Origin of the sequence: Hymenobacter oligotrophus (genome assembly GCF_003574965.1) — a bacterium.
In the GTDB taxonomy this organism is placed as follows: domain Bacteria; phylum Bacteroidota; class Bacteroidia; order Cytophagales; family Hymenobacteraceae; genus Solirubrum; species Solirubrum oligotrophum.
Window position 1 is genome coordinate 1,980,556 of the sequence record NZ_CP032317.1, and the last position, 21,203, is coordinate 2,001,758.

17 protein-coding genes are annotated in these 21,203 nt (G+C 61.7%); 7 read left to right on the forward strand and 10 right to left on the reverse strand.

Annotated elements, in window-relative coordinates:
* Positions 1–432 precede the first annotated feature (432 nt).
* Entirely contained in the window at positions 433–3,756 is a 3,324-nt protein-coding gene (locus D3Y59_RS08480; RefSeq protein ID WP_162910650.1) for a PAS domain-containing protein, read from the reverse strand.
* Between the two features lie 506 nt (positions 3,757–4,262).
* Between D3Y59_RS08480 and D3Y59_RS08495 the strand changes: the two genes are divergently transcribed.
* From D3Y59_RS08495 to D3Y59_RS08505, 3 genes are all read left to right on the forward strand, one after another.
* Complete coding sequence (locus tag D3Y59_RS08495) at positions 4,263–5,453, forward strand: zinc dependent phospholipase C family protein (RefSeq protein WP_119444665.1); 1,191 nt, start codon at positions 4,263–4,265, stop codon at positions 5,451–5,453.
* Between the two features lie 168 nt (positions 5,454–5,621).
* Entirely contained in the window at positions 5,622–6,524 is a 903-nt protein-coding gene (locus D3Y59_RS08500) for a manganese catalase family protein (protein WP_119444666.1), read from the forward strand.
* Positions 6,525–6,590: 66 nt separating this feature from the next.
* Positions 6,591–7,361 carry a peptidylprolyl isomerase gene (locus tag D3Y59_RS08505; RefSeq protein WP_119444667.1) on the forward strand — a complete coding sequence of 257 codons (771 nt, stop codon included), beginning with the start codon at positions 6,591–6,593 and terminating at the stop codon, positions 7,359–7,361.
* Positions 7,362–7,376: 15 nt separating this feature from the next.
* Here D3Y59_RS08505 and D3Y59_RS08510 read toward each other — a convergent pair whose 3' ends face one another.
* Both D3Y59_RS08510 and D3Y59_RS08515 read right to left on the reverse strand, forming a co-directional pair.
* Positions 7,377–7,817, reverse strand: a complete 441-nt coding sequence (locus D3Y59_RS08510; RefSeq protein ID WP_119444668.1) for a hypothetical protein — start codon at positions 7,815–7,817, stop codon at positions 7,377–7,379.
* A gap of 139 nt (positions 7,818–7,956) precedes the next feature.
* Positions 7,957–10,077 (reverse strand): M13 family metallopeptidase, encoded by a 2,121-nt coding sequence (locus D3Y59_RS08515; RefSeq protein ID WP_119444669.1) that lies wholly within the window; start codon positions 10,075–10,077, stop codon positions 7,957–7,959.
* Between the two features lie 45 nt (positions 10,078–10,122).
* On the opposite strand from D3Y59_RS08515, the gene D3Y59_RS08520 reads away from it, so the two are divergent.
* Positions 10,123–10,575, forward strand: coding sequence for an MGMT family protein (locus tag D3Y59_RS08520; RefSeq protein ID WP_317127423.1), 453 nt, complete (start codon positions 10,123–10,125; stop codon positions 10,573–10,575).
* Between the two features lie 15 nt (positions 10,576–10,590).
* Here the strand turns inward: D3Y59_RS08520 and D3Y59_RS08525 are convergent, their stop codons facing one another.
* From D3Y59_RS08525 to xseA, 7 genes are all read right to left on the reverse strand, one after another.
* Positions 10,591–11,130: a hypothetical protein gene (locus D3Y59_RS08525; RefSeq protein WP_119444671.1), complete on the reverse strand. Its 540-nt coding sequence runs from the start codon at positions 11,128–11,130 to the stop codon at positions 10,591–10,593.
* 77 nt (positions 11,131–11,207) lie between these two features.
* A complete protein-coding gene (locus D3Y59_RS08530; protein ID WP_119444672.1) occupies positions 11,208–11,600 on the reverse strand; it encodes a response regulator in 393 nt (130 codons plus the stop codon).
* On the reverse strand, positions 11,597–12,427 hold the full coding sequence (locus tag D3Y59_RS08535) for a sensor histidine kinase (protein WP_119444673.1): 831 nt from the start codon (positions 12,425–12,427) through the stop codon (positions 11,597–11,599). Before D3Y59_RS08535 ends, D3Y59_RS08530 begins: the two co-directional genes overlap by 4 nt.
* 209 nt (positions 12,428–12,636) lie before the next feature.
* Positions 12,637–13,329, reverse strand: a complete 693-nt coding sequence (locus D3Y59_RS08540) for a hypothetical protein (RefSeq protein ID WP_162910651.1) — start codon at positions 13,327–13,329, stop codon at positions 12,637–12,639.
* Between the two features lie 16 nt (positions 13,330–13,345).
* Positions 13,346–13,657, reverse strand: coding sequence for a hypothetical protein (locus D3Y59_RS08545; RefSeq protein ID WP_119444675.1), 312 nt, complete (start codon positions 13,655–13,657; stop codon positions 13,346–13,348).
* Between the two features lie 258 nt (positions 13,658–13,915).
* Positions 13,916–14,173: an exodeoxyribonuclease VII small subunit gene (xseB, locus tag D3Y59_RS08550; protein WP_119444676.1), complete on the reverse strand. Its 258-nt coding sequence runs from the start codon at positions 14,171–14,173 to the stop codon at positions 13,916–13,918.
* A gap of 1 nt (position 14,174) precedes the next feature.
* On the reverse strand, positions 14,175–15,677 hold the full coding sequence (gene xseA / locus D3Y59_RS08555) for an exodeoxyribonuclease VII large subunit (RefSeq protein ID WP_119444677.1): 1,503 nt from the start codon (positions 15,675–15,677) through the stop codon (positions 14,175–14,177).
* A gap of 181 nt (positions 15,678–15,858) precedes the next feature.
* Here xseA and D3Y59_RS08560 point away from each other — a divergent pair, with 181 nt between their 5' ends.
* From D3Y59_RS08560 to D3Y59_RS08570, 3 genes are all read left to right on the forward strand, one after another.
* The gene (locus D3Y59_RS08560; protein WP_119444678.1) at positions 15,859–16,362 is read left to right on the forward strand and encodes a YciE/YciF ferroxidase family protein; all 504 of its coding nucleotides are present in this window, start codon (positions 15,859–15,861) and stop codon (positions 16,360–16,362) included.
* Between the two features lie 193 nt (positions 16,363–16,555).
* Positions 16,556–17,731, forward strand: a complete 1,176-nt coding sequence (locus D3Y59_RS08565; protein WP_119444679.1) for an efflux RND transporter periplasmic adaptor subunit — start codon at positions 16,556–16,558, stop codon at positions 17,729–17,731.
* A gap of 131 nt (positions 17,732–17,862) precedes the next feature.
* Positions 17,863–20,961, forward strand: coding sequence for an efflux RND transporter permease subunit (locus D3Y59_RS08570; protein WP_119444680.1), 3,099 nt, complete (start codon positions 17,863–17,865; stop codon positions 20,959–20,961).
* Positions 20,962–21,203: the final 242 nt, after the last annotated feature.

Sequence of the window (21,203 nt, forward strand, 5' to 3'; positions counted from 1 at the left end):
CGGCACGTCCCCATCAAGGGTCGGGCTGCTGCCGCGCAATTCCGCTTGGCCGCTGTGGGCGGCCGCGCCGAGTGCCGCTCAACACTACACCGAGAGTAAGATTTCCCGAGCTTCAATTGTGCGCTAACGCGCTGCTACTCGGGCTAGTACGCACCCTGCTGGTCCGTTCCCTAGGTGTTGCGCTCGGCGTAGGCTTGCAGAAACTCAATGCCGTTCATGCGCGGCATTTTCAGGTAAAGCAAAATCAAAACCGGGCAGGCGGCAGCGGCGGGTTCGCGCGCAGTGGGCGTGCAGCAGGTCGAGGGCTACCAGCACTTGGTCGGCCACGGCCATGCACCGCAGCAACTACTGGTTGAGGAAGTTGTTGGTATCGTCGTTGAGCAGCACGCAGGGCGGAGCCCCCATGAACGGAGCGTTGAAAGGGAAAAACAATCAGGCGACTACCGCCGGGCCGGGCGCGTGGGGCAGGTGTACAAAAAACGTGGTGCCGGCGCCGGGCTGGCTGTGCACCTCAATGCGCCCGCCGGCGTTTTCAACCATGCGCTTCACCATAAACAAGCCAATGCCCGTGCCCTCCACGTGGCTGTGGAAGCGCTGAAACATGGCAAACAAGCGCGGCAGCTGGGCGGCATCGAGGCCTAGGCCGTTGTCGTGCACCTCCAGCACGGTGTAGCCGGTGCGCACGTGGGCGCGCACATCCACGTGGGGGCGGCGAGCCGGGTGGCGGTACTTCAGGGCGTTGCTGAGCAGGTTGAACACCACCGAGCGCAGGTTTTTTTCGGAAAACAACACGGCCGGAAAATTGGCCACCGCCACCGTCAGGCGGGCGTTGGTTTCGCGCAGCAGCGGGGCCAGGTCCTGGCATACGTCGTCTACCACGGCGGCCAGGTCCACGGCCACCGCGGCCGGAGAGTGTTCTTTTTGCAGCCTCGATACATCGGTGAGCTGGTCGATGGTGCGCTTAAAGCGCTCCACGGCGTCGCGCATGTGGCTCAGCGTGGGTGCCACGTACTCGCTCTGGGCCACTTCGGCGGGCAGCTCGTGGCGCAGCAGCGCCAACAGGCCGTCGAGGTTGCTGATGGGGGCTTTCAGGTCGTGCGAGGCCGTGTACACAAAGTTGTCGAGGTCGATGTTGGTGCGCGTGAGCTGCTGGTTGGCGGCGGCCAGCTCGGCGTTGGCGCCCTTCAATTCCTCGTTCAGGTTTAGCACCTGCTGGCGGGCCTGCACCTGCTCGGTAACCTCAAACACAAACACGAGTAGGCCGTCTACCTGGTTGTGCTCGTTGCGGCGGGGTTGGTACACAAAGCTGAAGTAGCGGTTTTCCGGCTCGCCCTCCAGGGTACGTGCCACCGGAATCAGCAACTCCCGCTCTTCGTGAGCTTGCCCCGTGGCGTATACGTTGCGCATAATGCTTGTCACCGGGTTGTCGGCTAGCTCGGGCAGGGCCTCCAGAAAAGGCAGCCCCAGCAACGCCCGGTTGGGCACCAGCCGTTGGTAACTGGGATTGATGAACTCGTATGCCATGCTGGGGCCGGCCAGGATAGCAATGCCAGCCGGGGCCTGCTCAAACAAATTGAGCAGCTGGCGGCGCTGCGCCTCGCGCTCTTTTCGGGCACGCACGCGCTCGGTTACATCGAAAGCGAAAATGGAAATGCCCGTGATTTGCTCGCCCTCCCGAATGGCCTGGTAGGTAATGTCGTAGTACGTGTCTTGGGGCGGCAGGCCGACGGCTGGCGCGGCCGTAAATTTTGCCTCTTGGCCCACATAGGTTTGCCCGGTTTGGTACACGCCATCGAGCCAGGCCAAAAAGCCCTGCTCCACGGTTTCCGGAAACGCCTCGGCCACGGTACGCCCCAGCAGCGGCCGATCGGGAAACAGGGCCTGGTAGGCGGGGTTGGCGTACTCGTAGCGGAACTCGGGGCCGCGCAGCAACGCGATGCAGGCCGGGGTTTGCTCGAACACGCGGTAAAACGACTCGCGCTGGGCGGCAGCCTGCTCGGCAGCGGCCAGCGCCTGCGCCTGGGCCTCGTCGGCGCGCTGGCGGGCCTGCACGCGCTCGGTGGCATCCACAATAAACGCCAGCACGCCGGTTGTCTGGCCCTGGGCATCGGGCAGGGGCTGGTACGTGAAATCGAAGTAGTGGGGCGCCGGCCCGCTGCCGGCCGACTCCAGTACCACCAGCGCCTCGCGGCCTATGTGCGGCTGGCCGGTGCGATACACCTCGTCGAGCAGCTCCACAAAGCCCTGCGCCGCCAGCTCGGGCAGGCACTCGGCCACCGTGGCGCCGGGGCGGGCGCGCTGGCCCACCATGGCATCGTAGCCGGGGTTGGTAAAGGCAAAGCGGTGGTTGGGGCCTTCCACGGAGGCAATCATGGCCGGGCTTTGCCGCAAAATTTCGCGCAGGCGCTGGTCTTGCAGCTCCAGCTCGTGCTGGGCGCGCTTCAGGTCGTCGATGTCGAGGTTGGAGCCGAACCACTGGCGGGGGCGGCCGGCGGCACGGGCGTCTTCGAGCGGCTCGGGCACGCCCTGGCTGGCAAACCAGCGGTAGCGGCCGTCGGCGCCGCGCAGCCGAAACTCGTAGCGCCAGCCGTGGCCCTGCGCCAGGGCGCCGCCGTACTCGCGGGCCACCAAGGGCAGGTCGTCCGGGTGAATCAGCTCGGGCCAGCCTTGCCCAACAGGCCCTAGGTGCGCGGGCTGGTCTTGGCCCATGGGTAGGCTGGGCGCCAAGCCGGTGTAGGCGTAGTACTGCGGGCTGACGTAGAGAATCTGGCCGTGCTCGTCGACGGTGAAGGTGGTACTGGGCAGGCTCTCGGTGATGCGCTGCAGGCGGCGGGCCACGGCTTCGGCCTCGGCGCGGGCCGCCTCGGCCTCCTGGGTGCGCTGCAGCACGCGGCTTTCGAGCTCCTGGTTGAGCTGCTGCACCTGCCGGCGGGCCTGCACCTGCTCGGTAACGTCGTAAGCAAAGTTGAGCAGGCCATCCACGCGGCCCTCCGCATCGCGCAGGGCTTGCAACAACACGCTGAAGTAGCACTGCTCCAGCCGGCCCGTGCCCGTCCGGTCCACCCACGTTTCCAGCTCGGGGTCAACGTGCGGCTCGCCAGTTTGGTACACGCGGTCGAGCCGCTCAATAATGCCCTGGCCAGCCAGTTCCGGCAGGGCTTGGCGGATGGGCAGGCCCTGTACGGGGCGCGACGGAAACAATTGCTGGTAGCGCGGATTGACCAGCTCGTACACGTGCTCGGGCCCGTTAAAGGTCGACACTTGGGCGGGCAAGGCCATGAGCACGTCGTGCAGGCGCCGGCGCTGAGCCTCGGCCTCGGCCCGGGCCTGCTGCTCGCGCACCTGGCTTTGGCGCAGGGCTTCTTCCACGGCCGTGCGGGGTTGGTCGGCCGTGTCGGAAAAACAGACCACCAGTACCTCGCCGGCCCGGTGAGCGGCCAGCTGAAAGTAGTTGTCGAGGCCGTCGTGCTGGTAGTTGACGTCGTAGCGCCCCGGCCCGCCGGCCAGAAAGGTGTCGCGGTAAAACGCGAAAATGCCGGTTTCTATCGTGTTGGGGTACAGCGTCAGAAACGTTTCGGCCGGGCGCTCGGGCCGCTGCAGCATGCGCTGGGCGGCCGGGTTCAGGTATTCGTACGCCAGGTCGACAATGGTGGCCTGGTCGGCGGGGTCGTATACGGGCCGGAACACGATATAGCCCGACAGCGACACGTCGAGCACAACGGGCAGCAGTTCGGGCAGGGCAACAGAAGCGGGCAAAGGCATGGTAGAGCTGGCAGCACAAGCGCTGAAGGCCCCGGCAATCCGGGGCGCGCTCTAGCAAAGTAAGACAAAGTACACTCAGAGTAAGACAAAGTACCCTAAGAACAATGCAGCCATCAGCGCGGCAGCCGGCCCTAGGTGCGCGTGGGTGCCAGCCTGCCGGCAGCCGAGCAAGACGGCACAGCGTCTCTGCGCGTGCAGGATATTGACATTGGTATTCCGGAAGAGCTGCAGGAGCGGGTTTTTGATAAGTTTGGCGGCCCGGCCCGGGGTTGCCGGTATGGTCAGCACCGGCCTAAGTTTGTTTGTCACGAAGCAGATCGAGCAACTGCACCAAGGCAAAATTCGCCCGAAAAGTATCGGGGGCGCTGGCACCTGCTTGGTGGTAGGGCTGCCATAGGCCCTGGCCTGCTTGGCCCAGATCTCACCTAGGGAATGGTGAACAACCAACGCCAAAATTTCCCGAACTTTAAGTGCCTTTTCCCGCCATTTGGCACTCTTCCATGAAAAAAGCTTTATTCTCCTTGGCGCTGGCCATGCTGGTGCCGGTGTTGTCGCCCGGCTGGGGCTTTTTTGGTCACCGCACCATCACGCAGATAGCCGTGTACACGCTGCCCTCGAGCATGCAGGGCTTCTACTACCGCCACATGCCGCAGCTGGTGAAGCTGAGCACCGCCCCCGATGAGCGCCGCAACGACGACCCCACCGAGGCTACCAAACACTTCATCGACATGGACCACTTCGGCGACAACCCCTTTGGGATGATGCCGAAAGACTACGACAAGGCCGTAGCCAAGTACACCGCCGATACGCTGAAGAAATACGGTGTGGTGCCGTGGGTGGTGCTCGAAACCAAGGAAAAGCTCACCGAAGCCTTTAAGCAGCGCGATACCACCGCCATAATTGCCCTGTCGGCCGATTTGAACCACTACGTGGCCGATGCCTTTGTGCCGCTGCACACCACCGAGAACTACGACGGCCAGCTGACCAAGCAACACGGCCTGCACTCGCTGTGGGAGTCGAAGCTGCCCGAAATGTTTATTGCCGATTACAAACTCGACTCGGAGAAAGCCGATTACCTAAAAGACCCGAAGTCGGCCATCTGGAGAGTGGTGCAGGATTCGTACGGGTTCTTGGGTGCCACCTTCGACTACGAGATGGAGTTGAGCAAAAACTTCCCCACCGAGAAGAAGTATACCTACTCGCACAAATACGGAAAAACCCGCCGCTCCTACTCCGATGCGTTTGCCAAGGAGTACCACAAGAAAGTGGGCGGCATGGTGGCTTACCGCCTGAAAGGCGCACCCACCATGGTAGCCTCGATGTGGTACACGGCCTGGAAAGATGCCGGCAGCCCCGACCTAGGCGCCATGATGCGCCCCGGCAAGCTTAGCAAGGAAGAAAAGAAAGTGCTCGACGAGCAACTCGAAGCCTGGAAGGACAACCAACTGGTGCCCCTGAACATGCTGCTTTCGTTGCAGAAGGAGAAGTCGGAGGAAAAGCCCGACGTGGTGGGCTCGGCCGATGGCGCCGCCCCCGCGCCGGCCCCCGAAGCAGCAGCGCCCGCCGCTGCCCCCGCAGCTGCCCCCGAGGCCGACAAAGTAAAGACCAAGGAGAAGCGCGACAACGACAAGCAGAAAGAGAAAACCAAGGCCAAGAAGAAGGACGACAACAGCCCCTTCAACGACAAGTGAGCTGCTCAGCACCGGCCCGCTTACCCCGGCATTTCTTTCACAAAAACGCCCCTGCCCCGCAGGGGCGTTTTTGTTTACTCAACCATAACTACCTAGTAGCCTATTCGTTAACCATGCTTCGGCCTATCACTGGCGCCGCGTTATACCCTCACCCAATCCTGTAAAGCTATGATTCACCGCATCGATCGGCTGGCGCTGGAGCTGCCCACCCCCAAAAACCCCTCGGCCAACGACGCCGCTGCCGTGCAGGAGCTGCTAGGTGGCAAGTTCGGGGAGATGTCGACCCTGATGAACTACACCTTTCAGTCGTTCAATTTCAGGGGGCGCAAGCGGCTGCGGCCGTTTTACGAACTGGTAGCCAGCATTGCGGCCGAAGAGTACGGCCATATCGAAGCGGTGTCGTATGCCATTAACTTACTCCTGACCGGCACCACCAAGCGCGGCCACGACCCCGAACCCGGCCCGCTGCAAAACGCAGTGGACGCGCGCAACTCCTACCACTTTATTGCCAGCGGCCAAGCCGCCTTGCCCGTCGACTCGATGGGCCTGCCCTGGACGGGCCAGAACGTGGTGAGCACCGGCAACCTGAAGATGGACTTGCTGCACAACTTCTTCCTGGAATGCGGCGCCCGCGCCAACAAAATGCGCGTGTACGAGATGGTAACCGACCGCACCGCCCGCGAAATGGTGGGCTACCTGCTGGTGCGCGGCGGGGTGCATATTGTGGCTTACGCCCGGGCTCTGGAAGTACTCACCGGCGTGGCCGTAACCAAGCTGGTGCCCGTGCCCGATTTAAGCAATAAAGCTTTTCCGGAAGCGCGTAAGCACGAGCAAAAAGGCCTGCACCTAAAGCTCTACACCTTTAGCCCCGAAGACTACCTGCAGGCCGGCCTCATCTGGAACGGCCCGCACCCCGAAGACGGCCAAGAGCTGCAGGTGGTGCAAGGCTCGCCCGAGGGTGCGCCTTACCCCGACCTCGAAGAGGAACCCCAGCTAAACGCACCGGGCGCGGAGGATTTCGACCCCGAAATGTTCAAGGACATAGCGAAAAAATTGGGCATCAAGCTCTGAGTTGCCGAAGCCGTGTATGTTTGTCCCCCGGACCTGCCCTAGGTTCGGGGGATTTTTCTTGCTGCCATGACCACCGTTCTTGCCCGCCTCTGCCCCACCCTTGCCCAGGCTGCCCTAGGTGCCGCCGTGCTTTTGGTAGCTGCTTGCAACCAGCAGCAGCCCGCTCAGGAACAAGCCGCTGCCACCTCGGCCGATGGCTCGAACCGGCCCGGCCCGGACCTGACCAAGATCAACGACCAGAACGTGGTGGAAATCCTGACGAAGTACGGCCAGGAGCATCCGCAAACCGAGGTACTGATCAAAACGGACATGGGCCCGGTGAAGGTGCGCTTGTTTAAGGACACGCCGCTGCACCGCGCCAACTTTTTGCTGCTAGCCAACAAGGGCTACCTCGATCAGACGGTGTTCTACCGCATCGAGAAGGGCTTTGTGGTGCAGGGCGGCAATTCAGATAAGCGCACCATAAGCCTGGGCAAGTACCATCTGCCTCCCGAAATCAAGCCCGAGTACTTCCACCGCCGCGGCGCCGTGGGCATGGCCCGCTACGACGACGAGAAGAACCCCGGCCGCCTCTCTTCCTCGCACGACTTTTACTTCACGGTAGGCAAGCCCATGAAAGCTTTCCAGGCACAAGGCGTAGCCGGCCGCAAGCTCACGCCCGAGCAGGTAAAAGCGTACACCACCGAAGGCGGCGTACCCGCTCTCGATGGCCAATACACCGTGTTTGGCGAAGTAGTAGAAGGCATGGACGTGGTCGAGAAAATCAACCAAGTACCCGTTGATGCTTACAACTGGCCGCTCAAGGACGTAGGCATGAAGGTTGAAATCCTGAAATAGCCGCTTAGCCTAAGTCTACTGGCCCCGCCGAATCTGCACCAGCTTGGAGTGTTGCGGATCGATGGGGTCTTCTTTTTGAAAATCAACCAACTCCTGGCGGGTGTAAGTGCGCACGGCTTGGGGCGCAAACACCTCCATGCCGCTTATATCGGCGGTGGCGCTGGCGGCCGGCTGCCGGGCCGGATTGGTAAGAATACTGTCGCCGCTTACGCGAAAAATGCGGTAGAAGTAAAACCGTTCCTGCGCGCCACCTTTTGGGAAAAAGCGCACTACCAGCACGTCGCCAACTTGCGGGTTGCTGAGGTATTCGGCGGTGCGGTCGGTGGGGGTTGGCGCAGGCGCCGTGGCTGGTGTGGCCGGCGCCGTACTGGCGGCATCCGGCTTACGCGCATCCTTGCGCTGGCAGGCACTCAGGAGCAACAACACACCTAGGGCGGCGGAAAGAAACTTGTTCATGCAACGAGGGTTAGCAAACATGCGGCCGTAGGTACCTAGGGCAACCGATGGCTATACGGCGAGCCGCAAAGTTGCAGCAAAGAAAAAGGCGGCCCGCGCCAAATGCGCGGGCCGCCTTATCGGCTTGGAGCTAATTAGCTTACCAAATTTTGGCACGCTCGGTTTTGGCGCGCACCATTTTCGCATCCTCTTTGCAACCGAAGGCCTCAAAGAACTGCGGCATGTTCATCAACGGGCCGTTGGTGCGGAACTGCGCCGGCGAGTGCGGGTCGGTGAGTACTTGCTGACGCAGAAACTCCGGACGCGCGTTGGTACGCCAGATTTGCGCCCAGGCGAGGAAGAAGCGCTGGTCGGGCGTGAGGCCGTCGTACTTAGGCACGTTGCCGTTGGGGTACTGCTTCTTCAGCTGCTTTTGCAGCGCCGAGTGGGCAATGCTCAGGCCTCCTAGGTCGGCGAGGTTTTCGCCCATGGTCAGCTTGCCGTTCACGTACACCGAGTCGAGCGGCTGGAAGGCCGAGTACTGCTTGCCTACTACGGCAGCGCGGGCCTCAAACTTCTCGGCGTCTTCCTTGGTCCACCAGTCCTTCAGGTTGCCTTCGGCATCGTACTGGCGGCCCTGGTCGTCGAAGCCGTGGGTGATTTCGTGGCCGATTACCGCGCCCATGCCGCCGTAGTTAACGGCGTCGTCAGCCTTCGGATCGAAGAACGGCGGCTGCATGATGCCGGCCGGGAACACAATCTCGTTCATCGACGGATTGTAGTAGGCGTTTACCGTGGGCGGCGTCATGCCCCACTCCTTGCGGTCGATGGGTTTGCCAAACTTGCTGGCCATGTCGCGGTAAGCCCACTCGCGCGAAGCCAGCACGTTTTTCAGGTACGACTCGCGCGAGATGTTCAGCGCCGAGTAGTCCTTCCACTGGTCGGGGTAGCCGATTTTCACCGTGAAGGCGTTGAGCTTCTTCATGGCTTCCTTCTTGGTGGCGTCGCTCATCCAGTCGTTGCGCTGAATGTGCTCACCCATGGCCTCCTTGATGTTGCTGACCATCTCCATGGCCTTAGCTTTTGCCTCGGGGGTGAAGGCCTTATCAACATACAGCTGGCCGAACGCCTCGCCCAGGGCACCATCCGTAGCGCGGATCATGCGCTTCCAGCGGGGCTGCTGCTTTTTAGCGCCCGTGAGTACCTGCTGGAAACGGAACGACTCGTCGTTGAACGCTTGCGGCAGCGCCGACGGCACCGACGACACCAGGTGCCAGCGCAGGTAGGTTTTCCAGTCGTTTAGCGGCTCGGCCTTCATGGCGTTGCTAGCTTCCTGGAAGAACGCCGGCTGACCCACAATCACTTCTTTGGCCGAACCTAGGCCCAGCTGCGGCAGCATGGCCGAAAGCCCTAGGTTGGGGAAGCGCTTGTTGGCTTCGGCCACCGTCATTTTGTTGTAGTTGGCGTACGGGTCGCGCAAATCCACGCGGCTCTTCGAGGCCTTGGCCAGGCGCGTTTCGAGGCGCATTACCGTTTCGGCGTTTTTCTTGGCCGTGGCCTCGTTGTCGCCGAGCAGCTTAAAGGTGTTGGTCAGGTACGTCATGTACGCCGCCCGAATGCCCTTCGAGCGCGCATCCTCCTTCAGGTAGTAGTCGCGGTCGGGCAGGCTCAGGCCACCTTGGTACAGGTTTACGGCGTACTGCGAGCTGATTTTGTCGTCCTGCCCAACGTAGGTGTTGAACAGGGCGCCGGTTTGCAGCATTTGGGCGCGCACCAGCTGGCTTTGCAGGCTCTTCAGGTCCTTGGCAGCGCTGATGCGGGCCAGCTCGGGCTGCAGGTACTTGAGGCCAGCCGCTTCAATAGCAGCCGTGTCCATGGCCGAGGCGTAGTAGTCGCCTACCTTCTGGGCGTTGGTGCCTTTGGCGGCGTTTTTGTTGGCGGCGGCTTCGTCCAGAATTTGCCGCATCACGGCGTTGTTCTTGTCGGCCAGCTCGTTAAATGAGCCCCAGCGTACCTCGGCGGCCGGAATGGGGTTGTTTTTGTACCAGTTGCCCGAGGCGTACTGGTTGAAATCGTCGCACGGCGCTACCGACTTATCAAGGTTGGCCACGTTCAGGCCCACGCCAGCGGGGTACGATTCGGCAGCCGGGGCTGCGGTTGTGGTGCTTGCCGTCGTCTGCGTGGTGGTGGTGGTGGCGGTTTTGGAGCTCGATGCACAGCCCCACAGCGCTAAGGCGCCCCAGGCAGCCACCACGATCGACACGCGGTTGCGGTTTTTCATACGAAACGATAGGTGAGGGTGAGATTTGGCTTGTAAGGTAAACAGATGGCTGCATTTATCCCGGCTCTGTTTCCGCCAACACCCCCGCTGCTCCTCGCCCCGATTCGGCCACGGCTTCCTAGGGCACGTATCTTCGGGCTGATGAAGGAGCTCAACGAACGTTACCGCAATTTCTTTCAGGATGTGTACGAGGTAGTACGCCAAATCCCACCGGGGCGCGTTTCTACCTACGGCGCCATTGCACACTACCTGGGCAGCAAGCAGGGTGCCCGCACGGTAGGCTGGGCCATGCAAGCGGCGCACGCCCTGCGCGGCGATGATTACGTGCCCTGCCACCGCGTTATCAACCGCTTGGGCGTGCTCACGGGCAAGCAATTTTTCGGCTCGCCCACGGCCATGCAAGAGGCCTTGGAGGCTGAAGGCGTGCCCGTTGTCGAAGACAAAGTACCCGATTTTCCGCAGCGCTTCTGGGACCCCAGCACCGAGCTTCAGCCCTAGGTGGCGCAGCCGCGCTTAGCGGCTGGCAGCCTGCGCGGTCTGCTCTTGGGCGCGCTGTTGCAGCAGGCGCATGTAAAACTCGCCTTCCTTGGCCGAAACCGGCTTGAGCGTGGCGGCGTGCTTGCCGTAGCCGGGTACTAGCTCGTAGTAGTTTACGCGGCAGTGCTGTGGGTGCACGCTCACGCAGGCAGCGGCTCGCGCGGTGGGGCACAAACTCAGCTCGTTGCGGGTGCTGGGCCAGGGCACCAGCACGTAGCCTTTGTCGGCAATGTTGCCCACAACATCACCGTTCACGCTCACTTCCACGTCGGGCTGCGTGCTCACCGGCCGATGAAACACCACCAGCCGGGTGCTGTCGGTGTGGGTGTGCGGCGAGGCGGCAGTTCTCTTGGGTTTGCCCACCCCGGCGGGGTTATCCGAAACGACCCGCCCGCGACTGGCAGGCCAGTCGGCATCTAGGGCGCAAGCGGCTTGTGCGGGCACTACGGCTAGCAGCTGCAAGCCAAGCGCACCCAACCATAAAGCGAAGCGCAGGCGGGCTATATAAAGCAACATACTACAAAGGCAACTGTCTGCCCGTACAACGGCAATGTACTATTGTCCGCTTGGCAAGGCATTACGCAGCAAAGCTACTACACGGCAACCGTTTGCGCCACTGCTCCTTTAATCATGCGGCGCATTTCCTCGGGATTGGCGTTTTTCAGCAGGTAGCCATAAGCACCCTCGGCTTTCAGGCTGTCGATCAGTTCGGGCTCATCGTGCATTGAAATAATGATAACCCGGATGCTGGGGTACTGCACGCGCAGCAAGCGGGTGGTTTGCAAGCCGTCGAGCACAGGCATTTGCAAATCCATCAACACCACGTCGGGGCGGTGGTCTAGGGCATCAATGCGCTCGAGCAATTCTTGCCCGTCGCCGGCTTCAAATAATACTTCTACCTCGTCGAACGCCGTGAGCAGCGCCCGTAAACCTTTACGAAACAGGATGTGGTCGTCGGCAATAGCTATTCGGATAGAGGGGCTCATGAGGCTAGCGGTACGGATATAGGTGTGGCAGCGGGATTGGTAGTAGCAGCGGGCAGGTAAGCAGCCGGGAAAGAAATCCAAACGCGGGTTCCGGTTCCGGGGGCCGACTCGTGCCGCAATATACCCCGCAAAACGATAACGCGGCTACGTAAATTGGTTAAACCCAGGCCCGAACGACTGCCGGGAGCGGGCTGGACCTCGGTAGCAGCCAAGCTGAAACCAATACCGTTGTCGGCGTATTCGATGCCCAGCCGATCGGGCCCGAATTGCAGGCGCACCACAATTTCGGTGGCCTGGGCGTGCTTAAGGCCGTTGCCGATGAGCTCCTGCACTACGCGGTACACGGCCAACTCGTGCTTGGCCGACATGCGCCGCGGTTCGCCTACTTGCTGCAGCACCACCCGGGGGCCACCCTCGGGAACCGCGCGGCAAAGGGTTTCGAGCGCAAACGACAGCCCGAATTTCTCGAGCACGGCTGGCAGCAGGTTGCGCGAAATGCGCCGCACTTCGGAAATGGCCTGATCGAGCATGGCCGACATTTCGCTGGTAGCCGCCGACTCGGGCATGGCACTTAGGTGCAGCTTCACGATGGACAGCATAGTGCCCACGGCGTCGTGCAAATCGGCTGCGATGCGCCGCCGCTCTTCTTCCTGCGCAAACAAGGCAGCCTCGAGGGCTTGCGATTGCGCCTGCTCCCGCTCGTGGCGCATCTCCTCTTGCTGCAGCAGCAGGCGGCGTTGGTAGCGCAACACAAAGCCCACAATGCCCACTGCCAGCACCAGCAGCACCGGCGTAACCAAGAGCACTGTTTTAAGCAAGGGACTCATCGGACACTAAGCAGATAAAAGCACAGCCTAAACATATACAAAATATAATATAAACACTTATTAAGTCTACAAATGATGCCGCAACGAGCAACTGCCCAGCGTGTGGTTTGGCGGATTAAAATTACTAATATCCACTTGAACTCTTGCTGCCCAATGGCAGATTATTGGGCTGCCACTACCTTAAAATAAAGCAATTAGCCAACCGCGGCCTAGGTGCTTACCGCGCGGTGCGAAAGCGTTTTGGGCTGGGGGCGGCCGTCGCGCCACAAGGCAAGCGTCATCAGCACCAAGCCTATAAGGTAGGTGCCGTCGATGATCATGCCCATCCAAAGATTGGCAAAGCCCTTTTCTTTTTTCATCAGGTAGCTGGTGACGGAGCCGGCGTAATAAATGGCCTGCGCCACGCTCACCACAAACATAAAGTCGTACCAGGGGTTGAGGGCGCGCAACTGCAGCAGCCACTGCTCGAAGTAAAGCAGCACGAGGGCAAGCATAAGCATTACCTGCAAGGCGCGGGCGTATACATTGGGCCGATGAATGCCCGACCACCAGAAGGCGTCGGCTAGGCACACCAGCGTAAACACCACCCCCACCACCGGCAGCCAGCGCTTTACCCAAGGTTGGCGCAGCGCGTGGTAGTAGGCCCAGCCCAGCAGCCAGGTTTCGACGAGCACCGTGACGTGGAACAGGTACATGTTGGTGTGCAGCACCTTGCGGCTCCACATATCCACAAAGGCATCGGCGCTCCAGAACGCGAAGTACCCCACCACGATGCGGGCCGGTTTTGAAAGGCTACGCCAACGCCACAGTCCCAGCACGGTGGGCACGAGCACGCCAAACATGGATGCACGGTTAAGGACCCTGCTCAGGACTTCGAGCCACTCGGGAATGGGCGTTGGCATAGCGTGGGGTAAACGGTTACTCGGCGCGGAACGGGCTGTTGTGGGCGCAGTAATCGGGGCACTCGAAGCCGCGGTTCAGCACCAATGAAGTTATGTCTTCGCCCTCGTTGTTGGCTGCCACGGCCACCAACGTGAGCTTATCGTCGGCTTTCAGCCCAAAGTAAAACCGGATGCCCTGCGCTCCGTCTTGCTCCAATAGCTTGAGTAGGTGCTCCTTCCCCAGGAACACCGCCTTGTTGGTGTTGATGTCGCGCTTCTGGTAACGCCCGGTTAAGGTTACGCCGTCTTCTTCAGAAATAAAGCTGCCTTCGTCGCCGGTAAATGTCATTTGGGTAAAGGTTGTTGAGAGGTGGAATTAGGAGGAAGCAAGAAGCCCCTGATCGAGGCGCACAAATATATTGGTATTCAGATGTAAACGGGTGCCCGCGTGGCGACGCAGCGGACGCCGGAAGACGTTGCAGGCAAGGCTTGTGGCAGGCCCCCGGCACCGGGATGCTTGCCCTAGGTGGTACTGGAGGCTGCTAGCTGGCTTGGCACCTAGGGCAAACGGCGGCAGCTACCGCCAGTGTACCTAGGCACGCGGTTCTTACAGCGCATCGTCGTCGGCAGCGCCGGCGGGTTCCTCGTCTTCGTCGTCGAGGGCGTCGAACACGCGGTCGAGGGAGGCCTCGGCGGTGCGCAGGCGCTGCTTGCAGAAGCGGATAAGCTCGGCGGCGCGCTGGGCGTTGGCCGTCAGGTCGTCGACATCCACATTTTCGGTTTCGAGGCGGCGAAGCAAGGTTTCGAGCTCGGCAATGGCGTCGCGGTAGGTACGGTCGGGCGAGGTAGCGTCGGGAGTGGGCATACTAAAAGGAAAGCGGATCGGGAGGGGCTGCCAAATCGACCACCTGCACCGGCAAGGGGCCTTCCGGCAATTGCAGCAGCAACAGCGTGCCGGCGGGCGTGGCGGGCGTAATGGGGTGCAGGCTATCGGCGCGCAGGTAGCCGCGCTGGCCTAGGTGCTGGGGGTCGAGGGAGGCGTGGCGGGTAACGGCCGCCGCCAAAGCCAAGGCGTGGCGCGCGGTGGCACGCACGGCGGCCACCTCCAGCTGGTAGCGCTGGCGCAGCAAAGCCTCGCGGCGGCGTTGGTGCAGCTGCCGGAAGCGGCGCAGCACCAGCCGCCCTAGGTGGCGCACGCGCCGGCGCTGGCGGTCGGCGGCTTGCAGGGCGGCGCGGCGCAAGTGCTGCTGCTGGCCGGTAAGCTGGCGGGCTTCGCGCAACAGGGCTTCGCGTGGGGTTTCGGTGGCGCGGCGCAAGCGTTGGCGCAGTGCGGTTTGCTCTTGCCCGATGCGCCCTTGGCTTAGCTGCACCACCTGCCGACCTAGGCGCTGCAGCGCCGTCCCGTACTGGCCAAGCTGCTGGGTACACAGCTCATGAATGCGCACGCCGTAGCCGTTGAAAGCTGCCTCGAGGCGGGCCAGCCGCTCAACCAAAAAAATAGCGGCGGCGGTGGGCGTTTTCAGGGAGGTATGGGCCGTGAGGTCGCACACGGCCTCGTCGCGGTCGTGGCCAATGCCGGTGAGTACGGGCAGCGGAAACGCCCCGATGGCCGCCGCCAGGCCGTAGTCGTCGAAGCACAGCAGATCGGTACGCGAGCCGCCCCCGCGGATGATGATTACCGCATCGAACTGGCTACGCTGCCGCTTGATTTGCTCCAGCGCGGCCAGGATGCTGGCCGGCGCCTCTTGCCCCTGCATGGCCGCCGGAAACAGGGCCACGCTAAAGGCGTACGGGGCTTCTTCGAGCTGCCGCACAAAGTCCTGCCAGCCCGCAGCCGTAGCCGACGAAATGACGGCCAAGCGCTGCGGAGCCAGCGCCAGCGAGAGGCGCTTGTTGCGCTGAAGAAGGTCGCGGGCTTCGAGCTTGGCAATGGTTTCGGCGCGCTGCCGGGCCAGGTCGCCTACGGTGTAGGAAGCATCGAGGGCGATGATGTCGAGGCTGAGGCCGTATTGCTCGTGAAAGCGCACTTGGCAGCGGGCCAGCACGCGCATGCCCGCGCGCAGTGGCTGCCCGGTTTGCTGCTCAAAATGCGGCCCCAGCGCCTCGTAGCGGTTGCGCCAGATGGTGGCCCGCACCTGCGTGCGCACCTCGGCCCCGCCCGCGCCGGTGGCGGGGTCGGTGAGGGTAAGGTAACAATGCCCGGCGCCAAAACGCGGCAGGGTAAGCTCGGCTATTTCAGCCGTAACCCAGTAGGCATCGTCGAACGCCAGGGCCAAAACATCGCGCACCCGGCGCAGCAGCTCGGCCAACGGCACGGGCGCCAGCGCAAGCTGCGGAGCAACGGTACGACGGGAATTACGAAGGGCCATGCAACCTGCAAGGTACAGAAACCGCCCGGGCCAGCCACCATGGCTCCGCGCTTAATCGGCCAAAAGGCGGGCATTCTTCTCAACCCTGCTTTGCCTCGGTGCGTACATCATGCCCACTACGCTGTTAGTTAGTGCTTCGCCAGTAAGTACCTGTTCACCATCACCCAAACACCTCATTATTATGTCATTCTTTGAAGGTAAACTGAACTCGCTCGAAGACCTGTTCGCCGAGCAACTGAAAGACTTGTACAGCGCCGAAACGCAGCTGGTGAAAGCCCTGCCGATGATGGCCCAAGAAGCCAACGACCCGCGCCTGCGCCAGGCATTTGAAACTCACCTGCAGGAAACCCAAAACCAGGTAGCCCGCCTCGAGCAAATCGGCCGCGGCCTCAACCTCGACCTAGGCGGCCACACCTGCAAAGCCATGCAGGGCCTGGTAGCTGAAGGCAAGGAAACCCTGAGCGAAAACGCTACCCACGAGGTAAAAGACGCCGCCCTAATTGCCGCTTCGCAGCGCATCGAGCACTACGAAATTTCGGGCTACGGCACCGCGCGCCACTTTGCTGAGCGCCTGGGCCACACCGAGGCGGCCTCGCTGCTCTCGCAAACCCTGCAAGAAGAACAACTCACTGACACCAAGCTGAATGATCTGGCCAAAGGCTATATCAACCAGCGTGCTATGTAAGGAACGCGGGCAGCCGGCCCCGTTTTTTCAGAAAAAGCCTGCAACGCGCAGGCTTTTTTTGTGTCCGTGGAAGCTGAGCAGAAGCAGCGCTGCCTCCACGCCCAAAACTTTCTGCCCGCCCTAGGTTGTTATAGGCGGCCTTGCCGGATGGGGCCCGCGCCCCGCACTTTTTGCGTTCTTACTTACCCCTCTCATGCCACAAATTGAGCCGTTAACCGACTCCGCGAACGTGCATAACGAGTACGACCACGAACCCCGCCGCGGCGGGGCGTGGCGTTGGTGGCTGCTAGCCGCGGCCGTGGTGGCCGCACTGGCCTTTGTCAAGATCAAATTCTTCCCGTCGCCGACGGCCGACGGCGGCAAAGGCGGTGTGGGCAAAGGCGGCCCCGGCGCGACCGGCGCTGGCAAGGGCGGCGGACCGGGCGGCCGCGGCGCCGCCGTACCGGCGCAGGTGTACGTGGTGCAGCTTACGCGCCTAACTGATGCCGTAGCGGCTACGGGCTCGGTGCTAGCCGACGAGCAGGTAACCATCCGGAGCGAAGTGAACGGCCGGATTACCAGCCTCAACTTCCGGGAGGGGCAGCCGGTGAGCAAGGGCCAGCTGCTGCTCACCATCAACGCCGACGAGATACAGGCCCAGCTGCAGAAGCTGCGCTACAACATCAAGCTGTTCAGCGACCAGGAAAAGCGCCAGCGCACCCTGCTCGAAAAAGAGTTTATCAGCCAGCAGGAATACGAGCAGGCCAACAACCAGCTGCTTACGGCCCGCGCCGATTTGCAGGCGCTGCAGGCCCAGCTGGCCAAGGCCTACGTGCGGGCCCCGTTCAGCGGCATTGCGGGGCTGCGCTCGGTGTCGCAGGGCGCTTACGTATCGCCCAACACGCCCATTACCACGGTTTCGCGCATTACGCCGGTTAAGGTTGATTTTGCCGTGCCGGGCCGCTACGCCAACGCCGTGAAAGCCGGCGACGTGGTGGAAGTGCTCGACGAGGCCAACGGCAAAAAATACCAGGCCAAGGTCTACGCCATCAACCCGCAGATCGACCCGGTTTCGCGGACGCTTTCGGTGCGGGCTACTTACCCCAACACCAAGCAGGAGCTACGCCCCGGCGCGTTTGTGCGCGTAAACCTGCAAATCGGGCAAGTAGAAGAAGCCATTCAGGTGCCCACCGAGGCCGTGTCGCCCGAGGCTAGTGGCTACCGCGTGTTTAAGGTGGTGGGCGGCAAGGCCCAGCCGCAGCCCGTGAAAATCGGCATCCGTTCCGAAAAGCTCATTCAGGTTACCGAGGGCCTAGGTGCCGGCGACACCATTTTGCGCACCGGCATCCTGCAGGTGAAGCCCGGTGATAAGATTAAGGTACAGCAGTAATGTGCAGACGGTGTTTCTCGCTGAGGTTCGCAGAGGTGGGCGCGGAGGTGTGCTGAGTTGTTGATGCCTCCGCGAACCTCGGCGCCTTTCCTCTGCGAACCTCAGCGAGAAACCGACTAAGAAAGAATACCATGAGTTTATCATCCACCAGTATTAGCCGGCCGGTACTCGCCATTGTGATGAGCTTGGTTATCGTGCTCTTCGGCGTTATCGGCTACCGTTACCTTTCGGTGCGCGAGTACCCTAGCGTCGATCCGCCGATCATCACGGTGTCGTCGAACTACACGGGTGCCTCGGCCGACGTAATTCAGTCGCAGGTAACGGAGCCGCTCGAGGAAGCCCTGAACGGCATTGCGGGCATCAAAAACCTGACCTCGACCTCGCGCGACGGCCGCTCGACCATTACCGTGGAGTTCGACCTGGAAACCGACTTGGAGGCCGCCGCCAACGACGTGCGCGACAAGGTATCGGGCGCCGCGGGCCGCCTGCCGCGCGACATGGACCCGGCTACCGTGAGCAAGGCCAACGCCGACTCGCAGCCGATTGTGATGACCTACCTCAGCTCGGATAGCCGCACGCTGCTCGAGCTAACCGACTACGCCAACAACACCCTGAAGGAACGCCTGCAGACAATTCCGGGTGTATCGGAGGTGCGCGTGTACGGCGAGCGGAAGTACTCCATGCGCCTGTGGCTCGACCCGGTGCGCCTGACCGCGCTGCGTGTGAGCCCCGTGGAGGTGCAGCAGGCCCTGGCCCGCGAAAACGTGGAGCTGCCCTCGGGCGCGGTGCAGGGCACTAACACTCAGCTCACGCTCCGTACCATGGGCCGCTTGTCGTCAGAGAAGGACTTTAACAACCTCATCCTGCGCCGCGATTCCACTTCGCTTATTCGCATGTCGGATGTGGGCTACGCCGAGCTGTACCCCGAAAACGACCAAACCATTTTCCGGGTGAACGGCGTGCCGATGGTGGGCATGGCCGTCATTCCGCAGCCCGGCTCCAACCAAATCGAAATTGCCGACGAGTTCAACAAGCGCCTCGAGCAGTACCGCGGCGACTTGCCCAAGGACCTGAAGCTGAGCCCCGGCTTCGACAACTCCATCTTCATCCGCAACTCGCTCAACGAGGTGAAGCACACCATCTTCGAGGCCTTTGTGCTCGTGGTGGTTATCATCTTCCTGTTTTTGCGCGACTGGCGCTCCACGCTGATTCCGGTGGTGGCCATTCCGGTGTCGTTGGTGGGTATCTTCTTCGTGATGTACTTGCTCAACTTCTCCATCAACGTGCTCACCATGCTGGGCATCGTACTGGCCATTGGCCTGGTGGTCGACGACGCCATTGTGGTGCTCGAGAACATTTACGCCCGCATCGAGGCGGGCGAGTCGCCGATGGAAGCTGCCCAAAAAGGCTCGGCCGAAATCTTCTTCGCCATCGTCTCAACCACCGTTGTACTGGCGGCGGTGTTCTTGCCGGTGGTGTTCCTCGAGGGCATCACGGGCCGCTTGTTCCGCGAGTTCGGCATTGTGGTAGCGGGCTCGGTGCTGATATCGGCGTTTGTGTCGCTCACGCTCACGCCCATGATGTGCTCGCGTTTGCTGAAGCACCAGGAGCAGCACAACTGGTTTTACCGCAAAACCGAGCCCTTTTTCGAGAAGCTTACCAACGGCTACCGCAGCAGCCTCGAGTCGTTTTTGGCGGAGCGCAAGTGGGCCTGGCTGGTGGTGCTGGCTACCCTAGGTGGCTCGTATTACTTTTTCCAAACGATACCCTCGGAGCTGGCGCCGGTAGAAGACCGCAGCCGCATCAACGTAAACGCCACGGGCCCCGAGGGCGCCTCGTTTGAGTTTATGGACCAGTACATGACCAAGCTCACGAAGGTGGTGCTCGACTCGACGGGCCAGAACCTCAGCAGCGTGTTCACGGTAACCTCGCCGGGCTTTGGCGGCGGCGGCGGCACCAACTCGGGCATTGCTCGCGTGCTGCTGGTGGATGCCGACAAGCGCGAGCAAACCCAGCAGCAGCTCAACGACGCGTTGAGCGGCGGCGTGAAGCAACTCTCGGAAGCCCGCACCTCCGTATCGCAAGACCAAAGCATTGGCTCGGGTGGCGGCGGCGGCTTGCCGGTGCAGTTTGTGCTGCAAACCCAGGATTTTGACAAGCTGCGAACGGCCGTGCCTAAGTTCCTGGAAGCGGCTCGCCAAGACCCCACTTTCCAGTTCGTGGACGTGAACCTGAAGTTCAACAAGCCCGAACTACGCGTAATTATCGACCGCGAAAAGGCCCAAACCCTAGGTGTATCGGTGCAGGATATTTCGCAGGTGCTGCAGGCAGGCCTAAGCGGCCAGCGCTACGGCTATTTTATCCGGGAGGGCAAGCAGTACCAGATTATCGGGCAGGTAGCGCGCGAAAACCGCAATCAGCCGCTCGATGTGCGCCTGCTAACGGTGAAAAACCGCAGCGGCCAACTGGTGCAGCTCGACAACGTAATTCGGCTGGAAGAAAGCAGCACGCCGCCGCAGCTGTTTCGCTTCAACCGCTACAACTCGGCCACCGTGTCGGCCTCGTTGGCGAAGGGCAAAACCCTGGGCGACGGCATTGCCGCCATGCGCCGCATTGCCCAAGAAAACCTCGACGACACGTTCTCGACGGAGCTTTCGGGTGCCTCGCGCGACTTCGAGGAAAGCTCCTCATCGCTGCTATTCGCCTTTGGCCTGGCGCTGCTGCTGATTTACCTCACGCTGGCAGCCCAGTTCGAGAGCTTCAAGGACCCCGCCATCATCATGGTAACGGTGCCGCTGGCCTTGGCCGGTGCCTTGCTCAGCCTGTGGTACTTCAACCAGTCGCTCAACATCTTCTCGCAAATCGGCGTGATTATGCTGATCGGCCTGGTTACCAAAAACGGCATCCTGATTGTGGAGTTTGCCAACCAGCGGGCCGAGCAGGGCGTGCATTACATGGAGGCACTGGTAGAGGCTTCGGCCACGCGCTTCCGCCCCATTCTGATGACCTCGCTGTGCGCCATCCTGGGCATCCTGCCGATTGCTTTGGCTACGGGCGCGGGCGCTCTGAGCCGCCGCGCCATGGGCATTGGCGTGGTGGGCGGCTTGCTGTTCTCCACCATCCTCACGCTGTACATCGTGCCGGTTATGTATTCGTATTTCGCCACGGCCAAAAACCGCAAGCACCGCGTGCAGCCCGCGGAAGAAGCCGAGGTGTCGGCGGTGGCGTAGCAACCTCAAGGGACCCCTGCGGGGCACGGCCCCCTCTCCAGAAGACAGGGGGAGCCTGACGACCTAGGGCCCTTGTCATGTCGAGCGCAGCGAGACATCTGGGGTGCTGACGTTAGATACTAACCGCTCCCCTCTCTTGTGGAGAGGGGCTGGGGGTGAGGTTTCGATAAGGCCCTTCGCTTAGGCTCAGGATGACAAACGCTATCTAACGACCGTACGCCAGATGTCTCGCTTTGCTCGAC

Coding starts and splice junctions, on each gene's coding strand:
- D3Y59_RS08540 (WP_162910651.1), bottom strand. CDS start 13,329: ATGCCAACGCCCATTCCCGAGTGGCTCGAAGTCCTGAGCAGGGTCCTT.
- D3Y59_RS08545 (WP_119444675.1), bottom strand. CDS start 13,657: ATGACATTTACCGGCGACGAAGGCAGCTTTATTTCTGAAGAAGACGGC.
- xseB (WP_119444676.1), bottom strand. CDS start 14,173: ATGCCCACTCCCGACGCTACCTCGCCCGACCGTACCTACCGCGACGCC.
- D3Y59_RS08560 (WP_119444678.1), top strand. CDS start 15,859: ATGTCATTCTTTGAAGGTAAACTGAACTCGCTCGAAGACCTGTTCGCC.
- D3Y59_RS08570 (WP_119444680.1), top strand. CDS start 17,863: ATGAGTTTATCATCCACCAGTATTAGCCGGCCGGTACTCGCCATTGTG.
- D3Y59_RS08505 (WP_119444667.1), top strand. CDS start 6,591: ATGACCACCGTTCTTGCCCGCCTCTGCCCCACCCTTGCCCAGGCTGCC.
- D3Y59_RS08530 (WP_119444672.1), bottom strand. CDS start 11,600: ATGAGCCCCTCTATCCGAATAGCTATTGCCGACGACCACATCCTGTTT.
- D3Y59_RS08520 (WP_317127423.1), top strand. CDS start 10,123: ATGGCTGCATTTATCCCGGCTCTGTTTCCGCCAACACCCCCGCTGCTC.
- D3Y59_RS08495 (WP_119444665.1), top strand. CDS start 4,263: ATGAAAAAAGCTTTATTCTCCTTGGCGCTGGCCATGCTGGTGCCGGTG.
- xseA (WP_119444677.1), bottom strand. CDS start 15,677: ATGGCCCTTCGTAATTCCCGTCGTACCGTTGCTCCGCAGCTTGCGCTG.
- D3Y59_RS08515 (WP_119444669.1), bottom strand. CDS start 10,077: ATGAAAAACCGCAACCGCGTGTCGATCGTGGTGGCTGCCTGGGGCGCC.
- D3Y59_RS08565 (WP_119444679.1), top strand. CDS start 16,556: ATGCCACAAATTGAGCCGTTAACCGACTCCGCGAACGTGCATAACGAG.
- D3Y59_RS08535 (WP_119444673.1), bottom strand. CDS start 12,427: ATGAGTCCCTTGCTTAAAACAGTGCTCTTGGTTACGCCGGTGCTGCTG.
- D3Y59_RS08510 (WP_119444668.1), bottom strand. CDS start 7,817: ATGAACAAGTTTCTTTCCGCCGCCCTAGGTGTGTTGTTGCTCCTGAGT.
- D3Y59_RS08525 (WP_119444671.1), bottom strand. CDS start 11,130: ATGTTGCTTTATATAGCCCGCCTGCGCTTCGCTTTATGGTTGGGTGCG.
- D3Y59_RS08500 (WP_119444666.1), top strand. CDS start 5,622: ATGATTCACCGCATCGATCGGCTGGCGCTGGAGCTGCCCACCCCCAAA.